This window comes from Streptomyces luteireticuli (assembly GCF_041519305.1).
GTDB lineage: Bacteria > Actinomycetota > Actinomycetes > Streptomycetales > Streptomycetaceae > Streptomyces > Streptomyces luteireticuli.
Genome location: NZ_CP167927.1, coordinates 6,907,928 through 6,928,864, shown reverse-complemented (window position 1 = coordinate 6,928,864; position 20,937 = coordinate 6,907,928). Strand labels below are relative to the sequence as shown.

At 72.7% G+C, this 20,937-nt stretch carries 19 protein-coding genes; 7 read left to right on the top strand and 12 right to left on the bottom strand.

Translation table 11 applies throughout. The features are described from left to right. Positions 1-36: 36 nt before the first annotated feature. On the bottom strand, positions 37-1,518 hold the full coding sequence (locus AB8735_RS31125) for an SDR family NAD(P)-dependent oxidoreductase (protein WP_372410903.1): 1,482 nt from the start codon (positions 1,516-1,518) through the stop codon (positions 37-39). A 289-nt stretch (positions 1,519-1,807) separates the two neighbouring features. On the opposite strand from AB8735_RS31125, the gene AB8735_RS31120 reads away from it, so the two are divergent. Continuing rightward, positions 1,808-2,047: a chaplin gene (locus AB8735_RS31120; RefSeq protein ID WP_372410902.1), complete on the top strand. Its 240-nt coding sequence runs from the start codon at positions 1,808-1,810 to the stop codon at positions 2,045-2,047. Positions 2,048-2,106: 59 nt separating this feature from the next. On the opposite strand, the gene AB8735_RS31115 is transcribed toward AB8735_RS31120, so the two are convergent. From AB8735_RS31115 to AB8735_RS31100, 4 genes are all read right to left on the bottom strand, one after another. After that, complete coding sequence (locus AB8735_RS31115; protein ID WP_344022054.1) at positions 2,107-2,283, bottom strand: hypothetical protein; 177 nt, start codon at positions 2,281-2,283, stop codon at positions 2,107-2,109. 18 nt (positions 2,284-2,301) lie between these two features. Beyond that, a complete protein-coding gene (locus AB8735_RS31110) occupies positions 2,302-3,084 on the bottom strand; it encodes a sigma-70 family RNA polymerase sigma factor (RefSeq protein ID WP_344022051.1) in 783 nt (260 codons plus the stop codon). 318 nt (positions 3,085-3,402) lie between these two features. Next, entirely contained in the window at positions 3,403-3,819 is a 417-nt protein-coding gene (panD, locus tag AB8735_RS31105; RefSeq protein ID WP_344022048.1) for an aspartate 1-decarboxylase, read from the bottom strand. Positions 3,820-3,924: 105 nt separating this feature from the next. Next, positions 3,925-5,085, bottom strand: coding sequence for an MFS transporter (locus AB8735_RS31100; protein ID WP_372410899.1), 1,161 nt, complete (start codon positions 5,083-5,085; stop codon positions 3,925-3,927). 214 nt (positions 5,086-5,299) lie between these two features. On the opposite strand from AB8735_RS31100, the gene AB8735_RS31095 reads away from it, so the two are divergent. Continuing rightward, complete coding sequence (locus AB8735_RS31095) at positions 5,300-5,500, top strand: hypothetical protein (protein WP_372410897.1); 201 nt, start codon at positions 5,300-5,302, stop codon at positions 5,498-5,500. Between the two features lie 15 nt (positions 5,501-5,515). Next, positions 5,516-6,460, top strand: a complete 945-nt coding sequence (locus AB8735_RS31090; protein WP_372410895.1) for a LysR substrate-binding domain-containing protein — start codon at positions 5,516-5,518, stop codon at positions 6,458-6,460. Between the two features lie 190 nt (positions 6,461-6,650). Here AB8735_RS31090 and AB8735_RS31085 read toward each other — a convergent pair whose 3' ends face one another. Both AB8735_RS31085 and bla read right to left on the bottom strand, forming a co-directional pair. Continuing rightward, complete coding sequence (locus tag AB8735_RS31085; protein ID WP_372410893.1) at positions 6,651-7,814, bottom strand: alanine racemase; 1,164 nt, start codon at positions 7,812-7,814, stop codon at positions 6,651-6,653. A gap of 124 nt (positions 7,815-7,938) precedes the next feature. Then, a complete protein-coding gene (bla, locus tag AB8735_RS31080; RefSeq protein ID WP_372410891.1) occupies positions 7,939-8,856 on the bottom strand; it encodes a class A beta-lactamase in 918 nt (305 codons plus the stop codon). An 825-nt stretch (positions 8,857-9,681) separates the two neighbouring features. Here bla and AB8735_RS31075 point away from each other — a divergent pair. After that, complete coding sequence (locus tag AB8735_RS31075; RefSeq protein ID WP_344022037.1) at positions 9,682-10,200, top strand: helix-turn-helix domain-containing protein; 519 nt, start codon at positions 9,682-9,684, stop codon at positions 10,198-10,200. On the opposite strand, the gene AB8735_RS31070 is transcribed toward AB8735_RS31075, so the two are convergent. The 3 genes from AB8735_RS31070 to AB8735_RS31060 form a co-directional block, all read right to left on the bottom strand. Further along, the gene (locus tag AB8735_RS31070) at positions 10,193-12,265 is read right to left on the bottom strand and encodes a SpoIIE family protein phosphatase (protein ID WP_372410889.1); all 2,073 of its coding nucleotides are present in this window, start codon (positions 12,263-12,265) and stop codon (positions 10,193-10,195) included. The genes AB8735_RS31075 and AB8735_RS31070 overlap by 8 nt on opposite strands. Positions 12,266-12,496: 231 nt before the next feature. Continuing rightward, on the bottom strand, positions 12,497-13,054 hold the full coding sequence (locus AB8735_RS31065) for an ATP-binding protein (RefSeq protein WP_372410887.1): 558 nt from the start codon (positions 13,052-13,054) through the stop codon (positions 12,497-12,499). Between the two features lie 257 nt (positions 13,055-13,311). Further along, positions 13,312-13,968, bottom strand: coding sequence for a DUF4360 domain-containing protein (locus tag AB8735_RS31060; RefSeq protein WP_344022030.1), 657 nt, complete (start codon positions 13,966-13,968; stop codon positions 13,312-13,314). A 504-nt stretch (positions 13,969-14,472) separates the two neighbouring features. Between AB8735_RS31060 and AB8735_RS31055 the strand changes: the two genes are divergently transcribed. Next, positions 14,473-14,811: a helix-turn-helix transcriptional regulator gene (locus AB8735_RS31055; protein ID WP_344022028.1), complete on the top strand. Its 339-nt coding sequence runs from the start codon at positions 14,473-14,475 to the stop codon at positions 14,809-14,811. Positions 14,812-14,886: 75 nt separating this feature from the next. Here AB8735_RS31055 and AB8735_RS31050 read toward each other — a convergent pair whose 3' ends face one another. Both AB8735_RS31050 and AB8735_RS31045 read right to left on the bottom strand, forming a co-directional pair. Continuing rightward, positions 14,887-15,657, bottom strand: a complete 771-nt coding sequence (locus tag AB8735_RS31050) for a hypothetical protein (RefSeq protein ID WP_372410884.1) — start codon at positions 15,655-15,657, stop codon at positions 14,887-14,889. 453 nt (positions 15,658-16,110) lie between these two features. Then, the gene (locus AB8735_RS31045; protein ID WP_372410883.1) at positions 16,111-17,409 is read right to left on the bottom strand and encodes a hypothetical protein; all 1,299 of its coding nucleotides are present in this window, start codon (positions 17,407-17,409) and stop codon (positions 16,111-16,113) included. Positions 17,410-18,128: 719 nt separating this feature from the next. Here AB8735_RS31045 and lanKC point away from each other — a divergent pair. Both lanKC and AB8735_RS31035 read left to right on the top strand, forming a co-directional pair. Continuing rightward, positions 18,129-20,711, top strand: coding sequence for a class III lanthionine synthetase LanKC (gene lanKC / locus AB8735_RS31040; RefSeq protein ID WP_372410882.1), 2,583 nt, complete (start codon positions 18,129-18,131; stop codon positions 20,709-20,711). 61 nt (positions 20,712-20,772) lie between these two features. Then, positions 20,773-20,892, top strand: a complete 120-nt coding sequence (locus AB8735_RS31035; RefSeq protein ID WP_344022019.1) for a SapB/AmfS family lanthipeptide — start codon at positions 20,773-20,775, stop codon at positions 20,890-20,892. The last annotated feature ends 45 nt before the right edge of the window (positions 20,893-20,937 follow it).

Genomic DNA, 20,937 nt, shown 5'->3' with positions numbered 1-20,937 from the left:
TTCCCTCCCCGCCCCGGGGCAACAAACCCCCTCCGACTACCAGTCCGCCTTGCGGTAGTCCTTCAGGAAGCACCCGTACAGGTCCTCCCCCTCCTCGCCCCGCACGATCGGGTCGTACACCCGCGCCGCCCCGTCCACGAGGTCCAGCGGCGCGTGGAAGCCCGCGGCCGCCATCCGCACCTTGTCCGGGTGCGGACGCTCGTCCGTGATCCAGCCGGTGTCGACGCTCGTCATCAGGATGCCGTCCGTCTGGAACATCTCCTGCGCACTGGTGCGCGTGAGCATGTTCAGCGCCGCCTTGGCCATGTTCGTGTGCGGGTGTCCGGCCCCCTTGTAGCCCCGGCTGAAGACGCCCTCCATGGCGGAGACGTTCACGATGTACTTGCGCCGGGCCGCCGCCGCGGCCATGACCGGCCGCAGCCGGCTGATGAGGATGAACGGCGCGGTCGAGTTGCAGAGCTGGACCTCCAGCAGCTCGACGGGGTCGACCTCGGAGACCGTCTGGATCCAGCTGTTGGTCGCGTCCAGGTCCGGCACCAGCCCGCCCGCGTCGATCGCCGTTCCGGCCTCGATCCGGGCGAGCGACGCGGACCCGCCGACGAGCGCGAGATCGGTGACGTCCTGTGCGGTCAGCCCCTCCCCCCGCCCGGCCGGCAGCGCGGCGACGGAGTCGACGGCACCGCTGCCGAAGGCGCCGATGACCTCGGCCGCGGGCAGCTCCCCGGCCGGCAGCGGCGCGGACTCGGCGGTGATCAGCTCGCTGTAGGCGCGCGGGGAACGGCGTACGGTCTGGGCCGCGTTGTTGATCAGGATGTCGAGCGGGCCCTCGGCGGCGACGGAGTCGGCCAGGGCGACGACCTGCGCGGGGTCGCGCAGATCGATCCCGACGATCTTCAGCCGGTGGATCCACTCGTCGCTGTCCGGCATCGCCTTGAAGCGGCGGATCGCGTCCTTGGGGAAGCGCGTGGTGATCGTCGTGTGCGCACCGTCGCGCAGCAGCCGCAGCGCGATATACATGCCGATCTTCGCCCGGCCGCCGGTGAGCAGCGCGCGGCGGCCGGTCAGGTCGGCGCCGGCGTCGCGCCGGGCCCGGTTGAAGGCGGCGCACTCGCGGCACAGCTGGTGGTAGAACGCGTCGACCTCGACGTAGCGGGTCTTGCAGGTGTAGCAGGACCGGGGCCGCTCCAGGACGCCTGCGATCTCGCCGAGCGTGCTGGAGCTGGGCAGGATGCCCTGCGTCTCGTCGTCGATCCGCTCGGCGGACCCGGTGGCGGTGGCCTCGGTGACCAGACGGTCGTTCTCGGTCTTGGCGGCCCGGCGCTCCTGGCGGCGGCGCTGCTTCACCGTGCGGTAGATGCCCGAGGTGGCCCGCCGGACGCTGATCGCGTCCGGGTGGTCGACCGGCAGTCCGTCCAGTTCCTTGAGCACGTCCAGGCAGACCGCCAGGCGCTCGGGGTCGATGCCCGCACCGTCGACCGCGCCGTTCGCGTCGCCGCGGCCTTCTTCTGTCACCGTCATAGCCGCTTGTTGTTCCCAGTCCATGCGTTCGATCGAAGCTTCCAGGAAACTGTACGGAAGCGCGGCCGCGGCACCAAACCGTGCCGGAGCCGCCAGGGGCGCCCGGGAACGCCGACGGGCACGACCCACGCTGCTCCCCTGTATCGCGCAGCCCCTCAAACCCCGTGCATCACATCTGACTTATTGCACTCAATGGGTTAATTCTCGCTTCACCAGCCATTTTTGGTGCATTCACACCCGAACCCCCGGACACAATGGCCGCTCAACACCCCTTAGAAAGGCTCAGTCCATGTCGCGTATCGCCAAGGCCGCACTCCTGACCGCCGCAGCCGGCGCCGTCGTCACCGGCGCCTCGGGCATCGCTTCCGCCGACGCCGACGCCGACGGCGCGGCCGTCGGCTCCCCCGGCGTGATCTCCGGCAACGTCATCCAGGTGCCGATCCACGTGCCGGTCAACCTCTGCGGCAACTCGCTCGACGTCCTCGCCCTGCTGAACCCGACGTTCGGCAACACCTGCGTCGCCGACTGATCGGTCCCGAAAGGCCTGCGCGGTACACCGGACCGCACAGTCGCGCGGGGCGGTCACAGTCAGCCGCCGGAACCGCCCGTCGCGCACCCGTGGCGCCCATCACCCTCGTGATGGGCGCCACACCCTTGTCCGGCGGCCGCGTCGGAAGCGGCGGCGTCCTCCTTCGAGGCTCCCGGGAGGTCGGGGACCTCGACGACCGGCGGCAGGTCGGGGGTCAGATGCGTGTGCTGGGTCATGGCGTGGGCCCCTCGTCGTCAGGCCGGTGCGAGCAGCTGCCGGCGCAGGTGGGCGCAGGTGCGGCTGAGGATGCGGGAGATCTGCATCTGGGAGACGCCGAGGCGCGCACCGATCTGCTGCTGGGTGAGATTGCCGAAGAAGTGCCAGTAGAGGACGGACTTCTCCCGCTCGGGGAGGGCGTCGAGCAGCGGGCGCAGCGACTGCCGGTCGATCACCAGGTCCAGCGCCCGGTCGACGCGGCCGAGGGTGTCGGCCAGCGGCAGTTCACCGGCGCCGTCGACGGGATGGTCGAGGGAGAGGGTGTGGTGCACCCCGTCCGCGTCGATCCCGCGCCGCACCTCGGCCTCGGTCAGCCCGGCCTCCTCGGCGATGGCCGCCTCGGTGACCCGGGCACCGGCGTCCCGCTGCTCCAGCCGCGAGCGGGCGGCGCGCACGGCGGCCCTCAACTCCTGGTCGCGGCGCGGGATGTGCAGCGACCAGACGTGGTCGCGGACGTGGCGCTTGAGCTCCCCGTTGATGGTGGGGACGGCGAAGGACTCGAAGGCGAACCCGCGGGCGGGGTCGAACCGGTCCACGGCGCGGACCAGGGCCAGCGCGGCCACCTGCCGGAGGTCGGCCGGGCTCTCCCCGCTCGACCGGTAGCGCAGGCTGATGCGCTCGGCCATGGGCAGCCACGCGGCGATCAGTTCCTGCCGCAGCCTGGTCCGCTCGGGCCCGTCCGGGAGGGCGGCGAGCCGCGCGAACAGCCCGGGCGCGGCCGGGGTCCGGCGCGCACGGCGCCGGGTGGCAGCTTCCGTCATGGTCACCGTGGTCCCCTCACTCGTACGCCAAGGAGTGACTGCCGGCGGTCTCAGCATGACCCGGCACCCGGTGATGCGCGACTCGGCGCAGCGGTGCGGCCACCCTGGGTGAAGGGGGCGCCCTCGGCGGCCGTGCGGGCGGGGCGACGGCGCTCCCGCCCGTTCCGCCGTGCGGACCGGCGGGGCGGGTCGCACCCAGCACATCGGCGCTTTCGGGTCCGGTGGCGCGAAGCCGCCCGCGGGGGAAGGGAGTTGACGGGGAGGGGCAGGCCGGCGCGTTCCGAGGTCTTTTTCGGTGCGCCGGCCGGCTCCCCCCGCTCAGCCCTCGATCAGGTCGCCGCGCGACAGCCCGGCCCCCTCCGGCACGGCGGCCGGGTCGCTGCCCAGGTCCACGACGGCGTTGCGCCCGTCGACGAAGACCACGCGCGGCTCGAAGGCCTTGGCCTCCGCGTCGTCCATCGCCCCGTAGGCGATGACGATGACGAGATCCCCGGGGCTGATCAGCCGGGCCGCCGCGCCGTTGATCCCGATCACCCCGGAGCCGCGCGGGCCCTCGATGACATAGGTCGACAGCCGGGCGCCGTTGTTGATGTCGACGATGTCGACCTTCTCGCCGGGCAGCAGGTCGGCGGCGTCCATGAGATCGGCGTCGACGGTGAGCGAACCCACGTAGTGCAGGTCGGCCTGCGTCACCGTGGCGCGGTGGATCTTGGACTTCATCATGGTGCGGATCATGGAGATACTCCGGAAAGTAGGCTCCCTGCCTGCGTTTTTGCAGGTCAAGGGCGGTTTCCCTACTTTACAACCAGTCACGCGTTCGAGCGGAATCCCCCAGGGTTTTCAGGACTCGCGGCGACTGCGCCCGGCGCGGTGGCGTTCGGCCAGCCAGGTCGCCGCCAGCGCCGCGGACAGGGCGCCGCCCAGGGCGCACGCCCCGGACCAGCCGGTGGCGCCCCACACGGCGGAGGTGAGGGCCGAGCCGATCGCACCGCCCGCGAAGTAGGAGGTCATGTAGGCGGAGGTGAGGCGGTTGCGGATTTCCGGGTGGAGCGCGTAGATGAGGTTCTGGTTGCTGATGTGGACGCCCTGGACCGCGGCGTCCAGGACGACCACTCCGGCCAGCAGCGCGATCAGCGGCCAGGTGCCGCCGGACCCGCCCAGGGCGAGCAGTCCCCAGGAGGCGAGGAGCAGAAGGGCGGCGGTGCCGCTGACCCGGTGCACCAGGCCGCGGTCGGCCAGCCGTCCGGTCACCGAGGCGGAGAGCGAGCCGGCGGCGCCGACCAGGCCCAGCAGACCGATGGCCGACTCGCTCCAGCCATAGGCCGGGCCGGAGAGCAGGAAGGCCATGGCGGTCCACAGCACGCTGAACGCGGCGAAGGACAGCGCGCCGAGCACGGCACGCCAGCGCAGCACCGGTTCGCGTGCGAAGAGGGCGGCGGTCGAGGCGAGAAGGCCGGGGTAGCTCAGTCCGGCAGGGGTGCGCAGCCGCGGCAGGGCGTTCCGCAGCAGGATCGCCATGACGGCCATGAGCACGGCGTTGGCCCAGTAGACGGTGCGCCATCCGCTGAGGTCGGAGAGGAGGCCGGCCGCGGTGCGCGCCAGCAGGATGCCCAGCAGCAGGCCGGTCATGACGGTGCCGACGGTGCGGCCGCGCTGCTCGGGCGGGGAAAGAGTGGCCGCGAACGGGAGCACGACCTGTGCCGCGACCGAGGTCAGGCCGGTGAGCGCGGTGCCCGCGAGCAGCATGGCGGCGTTGGTCGCGCTCGCGGTCACGCACAGGAAGACCGCGGTCGCGGCACACAGGGTCACGGCCAGGCGCCGTCGCTCGAAGAGGTCCCCGAGGGGGACGAGGACGATCAGGCCGAGGGCGTAGCCGACCTGGGCGACGGTGACCACGAGCGCGGAGAGCGTGGCGCTCATGTGCAGGTCGCGGCCGATGACCTCGAGCAGCGGCTGGGCGAAGTAGTTGTTCGCGGCCGACAGGCCGCAGGCCGCGGCCATCAGCAGCAGCGTCCCGGGCCCCGGGCCCGTTTCGCGCGACGGCGGCGTTTCCGTCGACGGCGGCGTTTCCGTTCGTGCGGGCGATATTCGTGCGGGTGACATGGCGTCGATTCTTCGTCGGCGGCGATCGATGAGTCCAATGCATGTTTTTCACTTGAAAAATCGCGATTCACGATCGATGAATGGAACTCCAGCAGATGCGCTATGTCGTCGTGTGCGTCTCACCGCGGCGGGCGAGGCGTTCCTCCCGGCGGGCCGGCAGGCGCTGGAGGCGGTCGAGCGCGCCCGCGCCGAAGTCGACGCGGTCACCGGCAAGTTGCGCGGGCAGCTGGCGGTCAGTGCGATCTCCACCGTCGCCGCGGTCGACCTCCCCCGCGCCCTGGGCGACTTCCGCGCCCGCAGGGCGTGCGCCTGAAGCAACTGGCTCTCGGTGAACTCGTCGCCATCGTGGCGTCCGGCCCCCCTCGCCCGCCGGGAACACACGGACCTGCAGCGCCTTGCCGAAGAGCCCTTCGTCGACTTTCCCGCCGGGTCCGCGGTACGCCGGCAGCGCGATACGGCCTTCGAGGCCGCGGGCCTGACCACGGAGGCCCCTTTCGAGGTGACCGATGTCGCCTCGCTCGCGAAACTGGTACGCGCCGGCCTCGGGGTCGGCATGGTCCCCCGGGCCGTCGCCGCCGAACTCGCGGACGTGCACATCCTTCGCGTCCGCGACGCACCCGTGTGCGAGGAACTGCTGGTATGGAGCACGGCCCGTCCCCGGCCGCCGCGGCATTTCTGGCCGGGCTCGGCGTGGACGCGTCGACGCGGTGACCGGGCGCCGGTGAGGGACGACTTCCGGCTCATCCGGCCGGAAGCCCGCGGCAACGACAATTGCACAGCCATGCTGTACACCTGCTACGGTCCGGGTATGACACCGCCCAGCCCTTCCCGATCCTCCCGGACCCCACGGCCCGAGCAGCTCCACGAGGCGGCGGAAGACCTGCAGACGGCGATGAGCCTGCTGATCCGGCAGATGCGCCAGAACTTCTCCGGCGAACTGACGCCGTCCCAGGTCGCGATGGGAAAGCGGCTGGAGTGGGACGGTCCGTGCAGCGTCGCCCAACTGGCCCGGGCCGAAAAGGTGAGGCACCAGTCGATGCTGGCCACGGTCAACGCGGCCGAGGCCATCGGCGTCGTGGAACGCAGGCCCCATCCCACCGACGGCCGGCAGGTCCTCGTAGCGCTCACCGACCGGGGACGCACGCTCCTCCGGGAACGCTGGCAGTCCGGCACCGATTACCTCGTCCAGCTGATGACCGACCAGCTCACCCCCGACGAACAACGGACGGTCACCAAGGCCGCAGCCCTCCTCAGACAGCTCGGCGAGCACTGACCGCACTCCGTGGCCGTCATGGCCCCGGGAGTCAACTGCCGTTGCGCGAAGGCGTGTTCGTCATGCCAGGGCGGCCGGGCGGGCAGCGCTGCGGTCGCGGGAAACGCCGGGGCGGCGAGCGAACCCCGCCCGCCGCCGAAGCGGGACGCCCCCGATCGAGAGCCCAATGCCGAGCGGGGCAACGGGACGATCAATGGAACTGGGGATGCCAGACCTCGAGCGGGCATTCCTCGTCGTCTACCACCACGAGGGAAGGCCATCGGTCGAAAGCCGAACAGGGGTGGGAGATGCCGAGGTCGACCACGTCCCCCACCTGCAGGGCCTGCACGCCGGTGAGGACGAGATGGTGGTCGTAGATCCGGGCCGCCACGGCCTGCGACGTCTCCAGCCGCATCCCGTACGGGCCCCGCACGCCCACGAGGACGGGGAGCCCGGCGTCGTAGGGAAGTTCGCGCCTCCCGGCGCCGACGACGGCGTGCCCCGGCTCGGGCGTGGACAGGACGACCGCGCGGACCGTCAGCGCCGGCCTGAGGCCCGGAACCGGCGACACCTGCTCATAGGTGCCGTGATCGTGGGTCACGTAGCACCCCGACCGCACCACGGGCAGCAGGGCGATGTCCGGGTGCCGTCGGCGGAGCTCGTCGATCGCGGCAACGGCCCGGTCGGGAAAGGCGGAGCCGCCCATGCTCAGCAGTGGCCGCTCGGTCCGGAAGAACGGGACGAGGTCGTGGAAGATGGCGACCGTGGTACGGCAATGGGCGTCGACGGCCTCCGTGGTGGCGGCTTCGCGATTGTTGGGCCGGATGCCCTCGTACCCCGCGACGCCGGCCAGAACGGCACCGGCCGGCCCCTGCGCCGCGGCCTCGGCGAGCACACGCGCCTCGGACGGCTTCCGGACCCCGGTACGTCCTTGACCGGCACCGACGTCGATCAGCAGACGCAGCGGGTTACGGGCCTGCCCCATGGCCACCTGGGCGCGGGCCAGCCCCGCCATCGAGTCGATGAAGCAGTAGAGCTCCAGGTCGGGTGTTTCCCTCAGCCATTTCCTGATCCGGGCGAGGTCGGTGCCGTGGATGACCTGGTTGGCGATGAGGATGCGGCGTATTCCCCAGCCGAGGGCGATACCCGCCTGCCGGGTGGTGGCGACGGTCACGCCCCACGCCCCGGCCGCCATCTGCAGATCGACGATCGGGCGGGTCATGGTGGTCTTGATGTGCGGGCTCAGTTCGACGCCGTGTTCGTGCGACCAGCGGGCCATGAGCCGGATGTTGTTCTCCAGCGCGCTCAGGTCCAGTCGCAGTTCGGGCAGACCGGGCGCCCCGAGGTCGGGTATCCGGGGGTCGGTGTGGCTCAAGGATTTTCTCCAGTACGTATCGGCGGTGGCAGCACGCCGTAGGACCGCTCGGCAGGAATTGGCCGCCGACCGCGTGAACAGGAATGCGTTCAGGCGGGGTTGAGGACGTAAAGGGCCTGGAATCTCAGACCAGTTCCGCCGCCACCAAGGAGGCGGCCTCGGCGACCAGAGGATTGTCGGCCGCAGCCTTGGGGTCCCGGTGCATGCTCATGATTGCCAGGACGATCGGGGGGCGATTCGGCGGCCAGGCGACGCCCACATCGTGGTTCGTCCCGTACGGGCCACCGCCACCGGTCTTGTCGGCGACGGTCCACCCGGCCGGGAGACCCGCCCGGAGCTTCTCCTTGCCGGTGGTGGAGGCCAGCAGCCACCGGGTCAACCGCCGGCGGTCCCGCGGGTCGAGCGCCTTCCCGAGAACCAGTTGCCCGTAGGTCCGGCCGATCGCCCGAGGGCTGGTGACGTCCGTCAAAAGCGTTTCCGCCGCATTCAATTCGGGCTCCCACCGGTCCAGCCGCGTGACGCCGTCCCCGATCGAGCGGCAGAACCGGGTGACGGCACTCGGGCCGCCGAGCTGCTCGAGGAGCAGGTTGCCGGCGGCGCTGTCGCTCTCCGAGACGGCCGCAGCGCACAGCTCCGCCACCGACATACCGTTGGCGAGGTTCTCCGCCTTGCCGGTGACCGGCGCATATCCCGCCCGCTCGACCTCGCCCTCCGTGTACCGGATGCGACGGGCGAGGAACTCGCCGTGGTGGTCCATATCCCGCAGAACCGCCGCTGCCGCGAGCGTCTTGAACACCGAGCACAGAGGGAAGCGCCTATTTCTCTTGTACTGCACGGTGCGGCCCGTGGCCGTATCACGCGCGAAAACACCGAGGCGGGCGGAGTGCTCCCGCTCGAGTTCCGCCAGCCGCAGGAAGATCTCACCGTCCTCCCGCCCGGCGGCATGGGACGTGCCGCCCGCGGCGACCGTAGCGGTAAGCGCCGCGCCGGCCCCGAAAGCCAGCAGCCCACGTCGGGGGATCCGCGATGCGATGCGGTCCACGATCGCCTTCTTTCTCCTGGGTCAGACCCCCGGACACGCACCGGAACGCAGCGGTGGAATGTCGACGCGTCCGATTCGCCGACCGCGCTCCGGCCTTGCCGGCAGGCGCCGACGGTGGCAGGAACCTGCCGTTGAGGGGATGTTCAGGACGCTAACACATCTACAGTAAGACTGTAGATTTTGATGGCATCCGGGGCCGCGTCCGGTGCGGCGACAGCGCGGGTGCGGCGGGAGCCTCGTCGCCCGTCGCACGGGTCCGAACTCGGCCTTGTTGACCGTAAGTTGATTCATGCACCCAAGGCCGACGGCCGGGTGTCGCCGATCCTCATCGCCTCGGCAGGGAGGAATCAGGGAGGAATACGGACTTCGAGCGGCGTGAGCACCGCCGGGCGCCTGGCGCGGCGCCGGAATGCGCCGCGGGCCGGTTCCGGTCACCGCGCGGCGGCTCCGGTGGCCGGGCGGCGCTTCGGGCCGCCGTACCGGCGGCGGGGAGCGCGGGTCCCGTGACGGCCGGAGGCTTCCGCCTTCGGCACCCCGCCGGGTTACGGGTACGGGCGGGCGGCGGCACTCAAAGCACCCCCGTGGCTTTGAGCGGCCGCCGACCCGCACCACCGCGGACGTTAGCCATCCGCATCCGGACATTGCAACTTGCTGCACCGGAATCGCAATGTATTGCGCCTAAAGTCGGTCCTGTATTGACCTTCTTCATTGACAAATTGGACAATAACCCGCATAGGGAGGCGACCCCGCCCGGGAGTTGACATCACACCCCCGTTCGCGGGGCGCTAAAGTCCTCGGGTCGGAGCGGTGGGTGAGAGGCGGACGATGCATCAGGGGGGCGGGCCGGAAGGGCCCCGGGAACACTCCTCCCTGGAGGAGCGGATCACCGCGGCGAAAGGTGACATCGCCCGCCGCCTGCGCTACATACGCCACCACCACCCCGACGGCCCCTTCACCCTCGCGGGGCTGGCCGAGCGGGCGGGGGTGTCCAAGCGGACGCTGTCGCACGCCGAGTCGGCGGACGGGTCGAACCTCACCCTGGAGACCCTGCTCAAGGTCTCCTACAGCCTGGGCATTTCGCGGGACGCCTATTTCCTGGACGAGCAGGTCTTCCAGCAGGTGAACACCGAGCTGGAGGCGCGCGCGGGCCGGGAGGCGGGCTGTGCCGCCCATGTGGACCTGCTCTGCCACCTGCTGACGGACATCCTCGACTCCGCCTCGCAGGCGCGCAGCGCGCTGCGTGCCCTGCCTCCGGAACGGCGGCCCCCGGAGCCGCGACGGCCCGCAGGGCTGCGGCGCCCCCCGGAGCAACGGCGTCCGCCGGGGCCGTACGGGCTCAGCTGACCTCGGCGATCAGCAGGGCGGCGTCGTCGTCGTTGCCCAGGCGGAAGGTCGACAGCAGCAGGTCGCAGGTCTCCTCCAGGCCGCGCCGGGCGCCGCCCAGGACGCGGAGGAGCTCCGCGAGGCGGACGTCGATGGACTCGTCGCGGGTCTCGACCAGTCCGTCGGTGTAGAGGACGAGCCGGTCCCGGGGCCGCAGCTCGAGCACGACGCTCTCGAAGGGGACGTCGCCGACGCCGAGCGGCGCGCCGGTGGGCAGTTCGAGCAGGACGGGCGGCTCGCCGTCGCGGATGAGGACGGGCGGCAGGTGCCCGGCGTTGGCGGCGCGGCAGCAGCCCTCCTCGGGGTCGTAGACGACGTAGACGCAGGTGGCGATGAGCTGGCCCAGCCCGATGGCGGCCTGGTCGAGGTGGCGCAGCACACGGGCGGGGTCGAGGCCGAGGCCGGCGAGGGTGCGGGCGGCGGTGCGCAGCTGGCCCATGACGGCGGCCGCGGTGATGCCGCTGCCCATGACGTCGCCGACGACCAGGGCGCTGCGTCCGCCGTCCTGGGGCACCACGTCGAACCAGTCGCCGCCGACCTGGCTGGCGGCGCCGGCGGGCTGGTAGCGGTAGGCGACCTGGAGGCCGACGGGGTTCGGGGGGCGCTGGGGCAGCAGGGTGCGCTGGAGGCTGAGCACGGTGGCGCGTTCGCGCTGGTACCAGCGGGCGTTGTCGATGCAGACGGCGGCGCGGGCGGCCAGCTCGCCGGCGAGGATGACGTCGTCCTCGCCGAAGGGGACGGGGTTGTCGGTGCGTTTGAGGTCGAGCGCGCCGAGCACCTCGCCCCGGGCGATCAGCGGGACGGCGACGTAGGAGTGCAGGCCGGCCCGGGCGAGGACGGCGGCGGACGTCCGGTCGCGGGCGATGCAGGGCAGGTCGCGGGTGCCGACGCGGGGCAGGTGGACGGGGCGGCCGGTGGTGACGCAGCGGGTGACCAGCCGGTCGGCCGGGTACTGGGCGATCTCGCCGGGCGGGTCGGCGGCCCGGGCGGCGTCGGCGGCGCCCGCGGTGTCCGCGGCGGCCACGGCGAGGGCGCGGATGACGACGGCCCGGCTGTCCGGCGGGGCGGCGCGGTTGCCCTCCAGGGCCGTGTCGAGGATGTCGACGGCGGCGACGTCGGCGAGGTCGGGGACGACGACCTCGGCGAGCTCGCGGGCGGTCTGGTCGAGGTCGAGGGTGGTGCCGATGAGCACGGAGGCGTCGGCGATCAGGGCGAGCCGGCGGCGGGCCTCGGCGGCGGCGATGTCGGCGCGGTGGCGGTCGGTGACGTCGATGACGGAGGCGGCGAGGCCGAGGACGTGCCCGCCGGCGTCGTCCAGCCGGTAGTAGGAGACGAGCCGGGCCCGGTCGTCGCCGGCGCCGCCGAGGCCGCCGGAGATGAACCGGTCGAGCAGCGGCCGCCCGGTGGCGAGCACCCGGCGCATGGCCCGTTCGCTGGTCTCGGCGTCGATGTAGGGCAGGACGTCCCGGACGCGGCGGCCGATGTGCTCCTCGGCGGGCAGGCCGTGGATCCGTTCCAGGGCCGGGTTGACCATGACGTAGCGCAGGTCGGTGTCGATGACGGCGAGGCCGATCGGGGACTGGGCCACCAGCCGCATCGACAGCGCCAGGTCGCGCTCGACCCTGTGGAGGACCTCGTGGTCGGTGGCGATGCCCAGGGCGAAGAAGGCGCCGTGCCGGTCCTCCAGGCGGACGTTGCGCAGCTCGACCAGCCGGGGGCGGCCGTCCTTGTGCCGGACGGGGAAGACCCCGGCCCAGCTCTCGCCCTCGCCCATGACCCGGGAGAAGAGGTCGAGGACGACGTCCATGTCCTCCCCGGAGACCAGCAGGCGGGCGGCGTACTGGTCCAGCGCCTCGGCCGGGGTCCAGCCGAAGAGCTTCTCGGCCTGCGGGCTCCACAGGACGATGCGGCCCTCGCGGTCCAGCACCACGGCGGCCACGCTGAGCAGGTCGAGGAGGCCGCCCGACTCCGCCGGGGCGCCGGCGGCACGGCCGGGGCCCGGCCGGTGTGCGTCGGTGGTGCCCATGGGAGGTCCTCCTTGCGCCCGCGCGGGGTGATGCGGCGGCCCGTCCCGGCGGTCGCGGCTCCTTCCCACGGTTCCCGCTTCCCGCTGGTGCCCCCGCCCGTCGCGCCGCGGCGGTATCCATCGTCTCTCCGAATGCGGCGCACCGCGCAGCCGGTGCGCCGGGGCCCGCCGCCCCGGGACCGGCCGCCCATCGGTCGGGGCCGGGGAGGGCGGGCGGCTCCGGGGGCCGGTCTACGCGCCGGGCAGGGGAAGGGCGAACCAGACGGTCTTGCCCTCGGGCGAGGCGTGGTGCCCCCACTGGTCGGCGATCTGCTCGACGAGCCACATGCCGCGCCCGCCCTCGCTGTCGTCGCCCGCGAGGGAGCAGGCGGGCAGGGCGGCACCGCAGTCGGTGACCTGGGCGAGGAGGTGGAAGGAGGTGCGGGTCAGGGCGAGCTCGACCCCGCCGGAGCCCTCGGGGACGTGGACGACGGCGTTGGTGACCAGCTCGGACAGCAGCAGGACGGCGTCGTCCGTCAGATCGTCCAGCCCCCACTCGGCGAGCAGCAGCCGGGAGAAGCGGCGGGCCAGGGCCGCGGAGCGCGGGGACGCGGGCAGCGAGAGGGTGCGGGCGGGCGGGGGCGCGGGGAGCTCCGGCAGCCGCGGGAGGGCGGGGCCGGGCAGCGCCCGGGGAAGGAACCGGCTCGGCCCGGGGATGCCGGACGGCCACGGAACGACCGGGTCCGGAGCACCGGGGAAGGCGTCCGCCGGGAACGACGGGCTCAGGGTGTCGCGGCTGGAAGCAAACATGTGGCTCTGCGCTGTCGAGGGGGGACGCGAAGGCGGAGGCGTGGGGGGCCGCTGGTCCTCGCGGTGGTTTTCCCCACACTCGCGCGATTTCCGCCAGAGGTCTATACCCTACGGGTCACAGGACGGTTGCGGAGTGCGATGAGCGCAGGTGATGCCGTATGAACGGGTCATAAAGTCGCGGTGAACGCCCCGTCGCCACGGTGAACGCCTCCACGGACCCTGCCATGGAGGCGTTCGTTCCGCTCACGCCCGGACGGCTACTTCGCGCTCTTCGGGCATTCCTTCCAGGCCAGGTGGTAGACGGTGTTGATGCTGCCGTCCGTCGAGTCCATGGCCATGAAGCTGGTGGTCTTCGAGGTGTCCGAGGTGCCGCCGAAGACTCTCAGCTCCGTGTTGATGTTGAAGTTCTTCCGCTCGCCGCAGGGGGCCCAGACCATCTCGGCGACCTCGATCTTGTCCGTGGTCTGCCAGTTGTCCCCATAGGCGCCTCTGAGGGTGTGGGTGACGGGCAGCGTCGCCGAGGAGCCCTGGAAGTAGTAAGAGGCCTTCTCGGTTCCATAGGCGCCCGACTCCAGCTTGGCGTAGCCGCGGTAGTCGGTCTGGGCGATGGCGTAGGTGAAACCCTGCGGTACGTGGACGTCCAGGTTGAGCTGGCAGTTCTTACGGAAGTCGGTGGGCTTGGAGCCGAGGCCCACCTGGGCCAGGTAGTCGCTGTATGTCACGGTGAACGCGGTGTTGTCGGGCGAGACCGCCACCGCGGCGGTGCCCGCCGGACACCCGGAACCGAGCACGGACGCGATCTCTATCACGATCTTGTCCGGCGGCGGGTTGGTGATGACGGAGGGCTGCTGGGTGGAGAACGCCGAGGCGAACATCGCCGCGAGCGCACCGGCGGTGACCAGACCTGCAGGCATGGCGCTCCAATCGGTTGTCCTCGGGCCTCCGCCCGAGGGACGACAGAGGGATTCCGGGACGGCCGTGCCCGTGCGGCCGCCCGGCGGAAGGGCATGCCGGGGAGCGCCGTGGCGGGCGCCGGAATCCTGGTGACGGGCCGGAAGAAGAGCAGGTCAGGAGCGTAAGAAGAGCATGCTCATGACATCCACAGGCCCGTTGGGACGGGGAGCGTTCGAATGATAGGAAGCGGCGCGGGGGTTGGCTAGGGCTGCGGGCGTACGCCCTCCGCGCCCCCGCACACCCCGGGGCGACCACCCCCACGCCCCCCGCCGGAGTGACAGCGCGAATCTGGCCGAAATCCGCCGTACGCCGTGAACCCGCTGGTCATGCGGTGGCGTTCGGCCAACTCCACGGTAATGACCGGCTTTTTGCCCCACTCCCCGCTTTTAGCTACGCCTAAAGGTGGCATCCTGCCGTTGGTGAATGCACAACCGACGGCAGCAGCCGCAGGACTGGGGGGAACGATGAGCTGGCGCACCAGAACGGCGGACGAGCGGACCGCCGACCCTGCCGGGGGCAGGCTGGCCCGGCAGGCGACCGCCTCGCTGGCCGGGCTGCTCGCGGAACGCGGCATGTCCCGCAAGGACCTGGCCGACCGCATGGGCGTCTCGCCCGGGCGGGTCAGTCAGATCCTCTCCGGCGGCGAGAACCTGACGCTCAAGTCGCTCGCCGCCGTCGCCGATTCCCTCGGCGCCAGAGTGGAGATCACCTTCGCGGAGCCGTCCGGCGCCACGTCGGCACCGTCCCCCTCCCCCGCCGCGCCCCTGCCCGTGACCACCGGGGCCCCGCACCGCGACTCCTGAACCGGACGCCACCCGCCCTCCGGCGCCGGGCAGGAACGGGCCGGAGAGCGGGGAAGCCGCGGGTGCGAAGACCCGTCACCGCCCGACCGCGACGGCGTCGTCGTCCACTTCCTCATAGGCCAGGTGCCGCTCCCTGAGCGCCAGCAGCCTGCGGGCGTCACTGCGCTTCCCGTACGCATGCCCCAGCTCCAGCAGGTGCCGCAGATACTGCTCCGCCTCCCCGAACGCCCGCCGCACCAGCCGGACTTCTTCCGGCGTGGGACGCCGCCCCTGCTGCTGGCACGCCTTCTCGACCCGGGTCTCCGCGGTGATCCACTTCTGGGCCGCGGTCCTGACCTCGCCATGCCGCTCGACGATCTCCTTGCGCAGGACGGTGCGCGCCCGGCCGGTGCGTCCCGGCACGTCCACCCGCATCAGCAGATGGTCCCTCAGGTCGGTCGCGAACGCGTCGAGGTCCCAGCAGTCGCGGAACCCCTCGGCCATCCGGTCGCACCAGTCGGCCCGGTCGCTGCGCAGCCGCAGGGCGAGCTGGTGCAGCAACAGCGAGTCGCCCAGAGTCAGTACGGCCAGGACGGCCCGGGCCCCGGTCTGCTCGGCACGGCCGCGCGGTATCACCCCCGTCCCGGCCACGGCCCCCACGGCCGCGGGCGGCACGCTGGAGGCGTGCGGCAGCACCAGCCCCCCGGCCACCGCCGCCACCGCCGCCGTCCACAGCACGACGCCGGCGGTGAGCGCCGCCGACCGCAGGCTGCCCAGGAGCCTCCCCTCCTCACGGAAGCGGAAGACCAGGCTCACCCAGGTCACCGGTGCACAGACGACGGCGGGCAGCACCCACTCCGAGATCACGGACGCCTGGCCCCCTGCCACATGGACCCCCAGCTGCTGGCGGAACGGCGGGGCCCGGCGACGGGCGGGCCCCACCAGGTGTCACGCGCTCCCCGCGAGACCGCACGGCTCGCCGACCGTCACGCTGCGCCCCACCACGATCACCAAATGATGTTCCCACCAGGGGCCGTTACCGCGTGCAACGATCCGGCCAAGCATGGTGACGACCGCATGGATCGCGCCATCCTCATGCGTCCCCCTTGTCCCCCGCCGCGGCCGCCTGTCAGATGCGCGCGGGGCCCGGCGCGCATCGTTTGCCGTTCCAAACGCGCATGCCTGCGGCCGGGGCGGTGTCGGGCCGGACATCCGGTCACTACTGCAATGCCGGCGCCCGGCCGTCGGTCGTCGCCCCGGCAGCACCCCGGACGGTGAGTGCCTGCCGGGAGCGGTCCGAAAAGCCGGTGGACATCGGCGCTAGGCGTGCTCGGGTTCGGGCTCGGGCTCGGGCCACGGGGCCGCGTTCCCGTCCTCGGCGCCGGGGTCGTCGTCCTCGACGTCGAGGACGATCTGCCGGGCGAGGCGGCCGGCCAGTCCCTCCAGTCCGTCCGGGGCGGCGGCGCAGGTCACAAAGACGCCCGGCCGGCCGACGGCGTCCCGCTCCGCCGCGACGGCGCCGCCCGGCGCCACGCCGAGGCCCGCCGCGAGGACGTTGGGGTGGCGCAGCAGTTCGTCCCAGCCGTGCACGGCGCGCAGCCGGCCGGGCGGGGCGAGGAGGAAGTCGGCGCGCGCGGCCCCGGCGGGGGCGGGCAGCGGCCGCCGCTCGCAGTCGAGCAGGTCGTCGACGAGCATGCCGTAGAGCTCCAGGCCGGGGCGGGTCTGCTCGACCAGGGCGTGGACGAACTCCCCTCCCGCCCGGCAGTGGACGTCCCCGACGACGATCCCCGAGCCGTTCACCCAGAACCCCACGTGGAAGAGCCCGTGCGTCACACCGAGGGCGTCGAGGGCCTCGGCGACCGTCTCGCCGGCGCGTTCCGCGGTGGCCGCGTCCAGTCCGGCGGGCTGGGACCGGGCGGTCGTCAGGAGCTCGTCGGTGACGGTCCTGCGGGTGAGGGCGAGGACGTGGGCCTCGCCGTCGAGCATCACGCCTTCCGCGGAGAAGGCGTCGCCCGGGACGAAGGTCTCGACGAGGAAGTACGGCGCGGCGTCCGGGGCCGTCGCCCCGTGCACCGCCCCGGGGAGCTGGTCGAGGCGGTCCACGCGCGAGACGCCGGCGCCGTCGAGGCCGTCGCGCGGGGCGACGATCCACGGTCCCGGGAGGGTCTCGCGCAGGAAGTGCTCGGCGCCGGCGACGTCCTCGCAGACGGCGCTGTACGGCTGCGGGAAGCCGGCGTCGCGCAGCCGCTGCCGGCACAGGTCCCTGGTGCGGACGCACCGCACGACGTCCGGGTCGTTGCCCTCCAGGCCGAGCTCCCGGGCGACGACCGCGGCCGGCAGGACGGCCCGTTCCCCGATCGCGAGCACGGCGTCGACCGGTGGCTCGGTGGCCGCCCAGGCGCGGCACGCCTCCGGGTTGTGCACGTCCAGGGCGACGACGTCGTCGACCTGCGCGAGCTCCTCCGCGGTGGCCGACCGCAGGTGCGCCGGGGTGTCGGCGCCGACGAGGGTGATGCCGCGGGAGCGGGTCTGGGCGCTGAGGCGGCGGATCTGGTCGCGGTCCCAGGGGGTGGTGGCGGTGATGCCCATGAGGAGGAGGGTGGTGTCGGGGTCGATCATTGCGGGCCGCTCACTTTCTGGGGTCGGTGGTCGGTGGACCGTGTCCGGATTGTGTGGATTTTTGGCATGACGACGGTAGCGGGGTGGGGGGTGGGGGGTGGGGATGTCCGGGCGGGGGGGGTGGGGGCGGGGTGTTTTGCCCCTGGCCCGCCCTTTCGCCGTTTCCCGTAGGGGCTGCGCCCCTGCGGCACCCCGCTGCGCGCTGCGGGCGCTGTCCTCAAACGCCGGACAGGCTGGGTGTGTGCCCCTGTCCCGCCCTTTCACCGTTTCTTCCGGGGAGACCCCGGACCCCGTCCGCCCTTCGGGCGGAGTCCTCAAGCGCCGGACGGGCTGAAGTGTGCGCCCGGGCCGAAGTGCGCGCCCGGGCCGGAGTGTGCGCCCGGGCCGGAGTGTGCGCCCGGGCTTTGGATTCCGACCCGGGCGCGGAATCCAGCCCGTCCGGCGCTTGAGGACGAGCGGCGAAGCCGCGACAAACGGGGGCCAGGGGCGGAGCCCCGGGAGCGGGGGTGCAGGGGGCGCAGCCCCCGCCCACCGCGCGGCAGCGCGGTGCCGGGCCGAGGGGGCGGAGCCCCCGGAAGAAACGGTGAAAGGGCGGGCCAGGGGCAAACCAACTCCCCACCCCCACCCATGCGTTCTGCACACCCCCTTCATGACATCTGTGACTGTCCTCATACCCCACCGCATGAAAATCTCGGTTCATCACCACCGAGGGGGATCACATGGACAAGCGGTACGAGGTCTACTGCCTGGCGGACAGGCATTTCTACGAGACCCCCGACACCGCCGCCGCCCAGGAGAGCCCGCTCTTCGAGACCGCCCGGCGGCCCGTCCCGGACGGCTGGGAGGCCACCCGCTCCGGTGACTGGCTCAACATCCAGCCCAGGGACGCCGGTTCCCGCCCCCTCCAGGGCTGGAAGATCCACGTCTCCGCCACCGCGGACACCGCGGACAAGACCGCGGCCGACGTCTGGGACCACTGCGTCCCCCGCGGCATCCCGTTCAAGTTCGTCCCCGCGCCGCACCTCCTGCACCTGCGCAACACCAAGTACGCGGGCCGGGACCACAGCGGGAAGTTCGTCACGATCTACCCGGCCGACGAGCGGCAACTCGAGTCCGTGCTCGAAGAGTTGCACGGGATCATCGGCGGGCGGCCCGGCCCGTACATCCTCACCGACCTGCGCTGGCACGAGGGCCCGCTCTACGTCCGCTACGGCGCGTTCGTCCGCCGCTTCTGCGTCGACGGGCGCGGGACGCTCGTCCCCGCGGTCGAGGACGGCGAGGGGCGCCTGGTCCCCGACCTCAGAGAGCCGGCGTTCCAGGTGCCGTCGTGGGTGACCCTCCCGGAGTTCCTCGCCCCGCACCTGGCCGCGCGCAACGCGACCACCGTCGCCGACCTCCCGTACCGCATCGAGAAGGCCCTGCACTTCTCCAACGGCGGCGGCGTCTACCGCGGCACCGACACCCGCGACGGGCGGCAGGTCGTCCTCAAGGAGGGCCGCCCGCACGCCGGTCTCGCGGCCGACGGGGCCGACGCCATCGCCCGGCTGGAGCGCGAGAAGGAGGCGCTGGAGCGGCTGTCGGGGCTCGGCGTCGCGCCCGAGGTGCGTGACTGGTTCGCCCTCGGCGACCACCGGTTCCTGGTCATGGACTTCGTCGAGGGCAAGCCCCTCAACTCCTTCTTCGGCGAACGCCATCCGCTGCTCACCGACGCCCCCGACCCCGCGGCCGTCGCCGCGTACACCGACTGGGCGCTGCGGATCCACCGCGCCGTCGAGGATGCCGTGGCCGCCGTGCACGCCCGGGGGCTGGTCTTCAACGACCTCCATATGTTCAACATCATGGTCACCCCCGACGAACGCTCCGTGCGGCTCATCGACTTCGAGGCCGCGGCGGACGCGGCGGAGCACGGCCGACAGGTGGTCGCCCACCCGGGCTTCTTCGCCCCGCCCGACCGCCGCGGCGCCGATGTGGACCGGTACGCGCTGGCCTGTCTGCGCCTCGCGCTGTTCCTGCCCGTCACCACGCTGTTCGTGATCGACCGGGGCAAGGCCGCCCATCTCGCCGAGGTGATCGCCGAACAGTTCCCCGTGCCGCGGGAGTTCCTCGACGAGGCCGTGGCCGAGATCCTGCGCGACACCGCCCCCGCCACCCGGGCCCGCCCGCCCGCGCCCGACGACTGGCCCGCGAGCCGTGACTCCATGGTCCGCGCCATCCTGGCCTCCGCCACCCCGGACCGCGACGACCGCCTCTTCCCGGGCGACATCGCCCAGTTCGGCGACGGCGGCGGGCTCGGCCTGGCGCACGGCGCGGCGGGGGTGCTGTACGCCCTCGACGAGGCCGGGGCCGGGCGGTACGAGGCGGGCGAGCGCTGGCTGCTCGACCGCACCGGCCCGCTCCCGCCCGGCACACCGCTCGGCCTCTACGACGGCGTCGCCGGCGTCGCGTTCGTCCTCGACCGGCTGGGCCACACCGGCCGCGCCCTCGACCTGATGGACACCGTCCTCCGCGAGAACTGGCTGCGGCTCACCTCCGACCTGCACGGCGGCGTGGCCGGCATCGGCCTCGTCCTCGACCATCTGGCCGCCACGACCGGCGAGTCGGAGCTGCGCCGGCAGGCCCTCGCCGCCGCGCAGACGCTCGCCGGCCGATTGGCCGACCGGGCCGCCGGGGACGCCCCCGCCGGCCGCCGCGCCGGGCTGATGCGCGGCGCGACCGGCCCCGCGCTGCTCTTCCTGCGCCTGTACGAACGGACCGGCACCCCCGAGCTGCTCACCCTCGCCGAGGCCGCGCTCCGCTCGGACCTCGACCGGTGCGTGACGACGAAGGGCGGCAGCCTCCAGGTCGACGAGGGCTGGCGCACCATGCCGTACGTCGGCGACGGCAGCGCGGGGATCGGCCTGGTCCTCGACGACCTGCTGACCGCCCTGGCCGGTGACGGCCGGGACGCGGACGGCCTCGCCGCCGCCCGCGACGGCATCCTCACCGCGGCCCGGTCCCGCTTCTACGCCCAGCCCGGCCTGCTCCAGGGCCGCGCCGGGATGATCCTGCACCTGAGCCGCACCACCGCCCCGGCCGTCACCCGCGGCCAGGTGGACGGGCAGACCCGCGCCCTGGGCTGGTACGCCATGGACTACCGCGGCGAACTCGCCTTCCCCGGGCACCAGATGATGCGGCTCTCGATGGACCTCGCCACCGGAACGGCCGGCTGTCTGCTGGCCCTGAGCGCCGCGCTCGGCGGCCGCCCGGCCCACCTGCCGTTCCTCCCGCCCCTCAAGGGCGCGCCCGCCCCCGCGGGCTCCTAGACCCGGTGCCGTCACCGAGTGGCACCGCGCACCAAATACCGTCCCCAGGAAAGGAAACATCATGGCTCTTCTCGACCTGCAGAACCTGGAGTCCGACCAGCACGACGGCGGTCACGGCGGAGAGAGCACCGTCAGCCTGCTCTCCTGCATCAGCGCCGCCAGCGTTCTGCTGTGTCTGTGACGTCTGTGCTTGTGACGTCCCCGACGTCTGTGACGGACCGTCCGT

Coding starts and splice junctions, on each gene's coding strand:
- AB8735_RS31060 (WP_344022030.1), bottom strand. CDS start 13,968: ATGCCTGCAGGTCTGGTCACCGCCGGTGCGCTCGCGGCGATGTTCGCC.
- AB8735_RS31065 (WP_372410887.1), bottom strand. CDS start 13,054: ATGTTTGCTTCCAGCCGCGACACCCTGAGCCCGTCGTTCCCGGCGGAC.
- AB8735_RS31100 (WP_372410899.1), bottom strand. CDS start 5,085: ATGGCCGCGGCCTGCGGCCTGTCGGCCGCGAACAACTACTTCGCCCAG.
- lanKC (WP_372410882.1), top strand. CDS start 18,129: ATGGACAAGCGGTACGAGGTCTACTGCCTGGCGGACAGGCATTTCTAC.
- AB8735_RS31075 (WP_344022037.1), top strand. CDS start 9,682: ATGCATCAGGGGGGCGGGCCGGAAGGGCCCCGGGAACACTCCTCCCTG.
- AB8735_RS31055 (WP_344022028.1), top strand. CDS start 14,473: ATGAGCTGGCGCACCAGAACGGCGGACGAGCGGACCGCCGACCCTGCC.
- AB8735_RS31035 (WP_344022019.1), top strand. CDS start 20,773: ATGGCTCTTCTCGACCTGCAGAACCTGGAGTCCGACCAGCACGACGGC.
- AB8735_RS31110 (WP_344022051.1), bottom strand. CDS start 3,084: ATGACGGAAGCTGCCACCCGGCGCCGTGCGCGCCGGACCCCGGCCGCG.
- AB8735_RS31115 (WP_344022054.1), bottom strand. CDS start 2,283: ATGACCCAGCACACGCATCTGACCCCCGACCTGCCGCCGGTCGTCGAG.
- panD (WP_344022048.1), bottom strand. CDS start 3,819: ATGATCCGCACCATGATGAAGTCCAAGATCCACCGCGCCACGGTGACG.
- AB8735_RS31125 (WP_372410903.1), bottom strand. CDS start 1,518: ATGACGGTGACAGAAGAAGGCCGCGGCGACGCGAACGGCGCGGTCGAC.
- AB8735_RS31070 (WP_372410889.1), bottom strand. CDS start 12,265: ATGGGCACCACCGACGCACACCGGCCGGGCCCCGGCCGTGCCGCCGGC.
- AB8735_RS31120 (WP_372410902.1), top strand. CDS start 1,808: ATGTCGCGTATCGCCAAGGCCGCACTCCTGACCGCCGCAGCCGGCGCC.
- AB8735_RS31045 (WP_372410883.1), bottom strand. CDS start 17,409: ATGATCGACCCCGACACCACCCTCCTCCTCATGGGCATCACCGCCACC.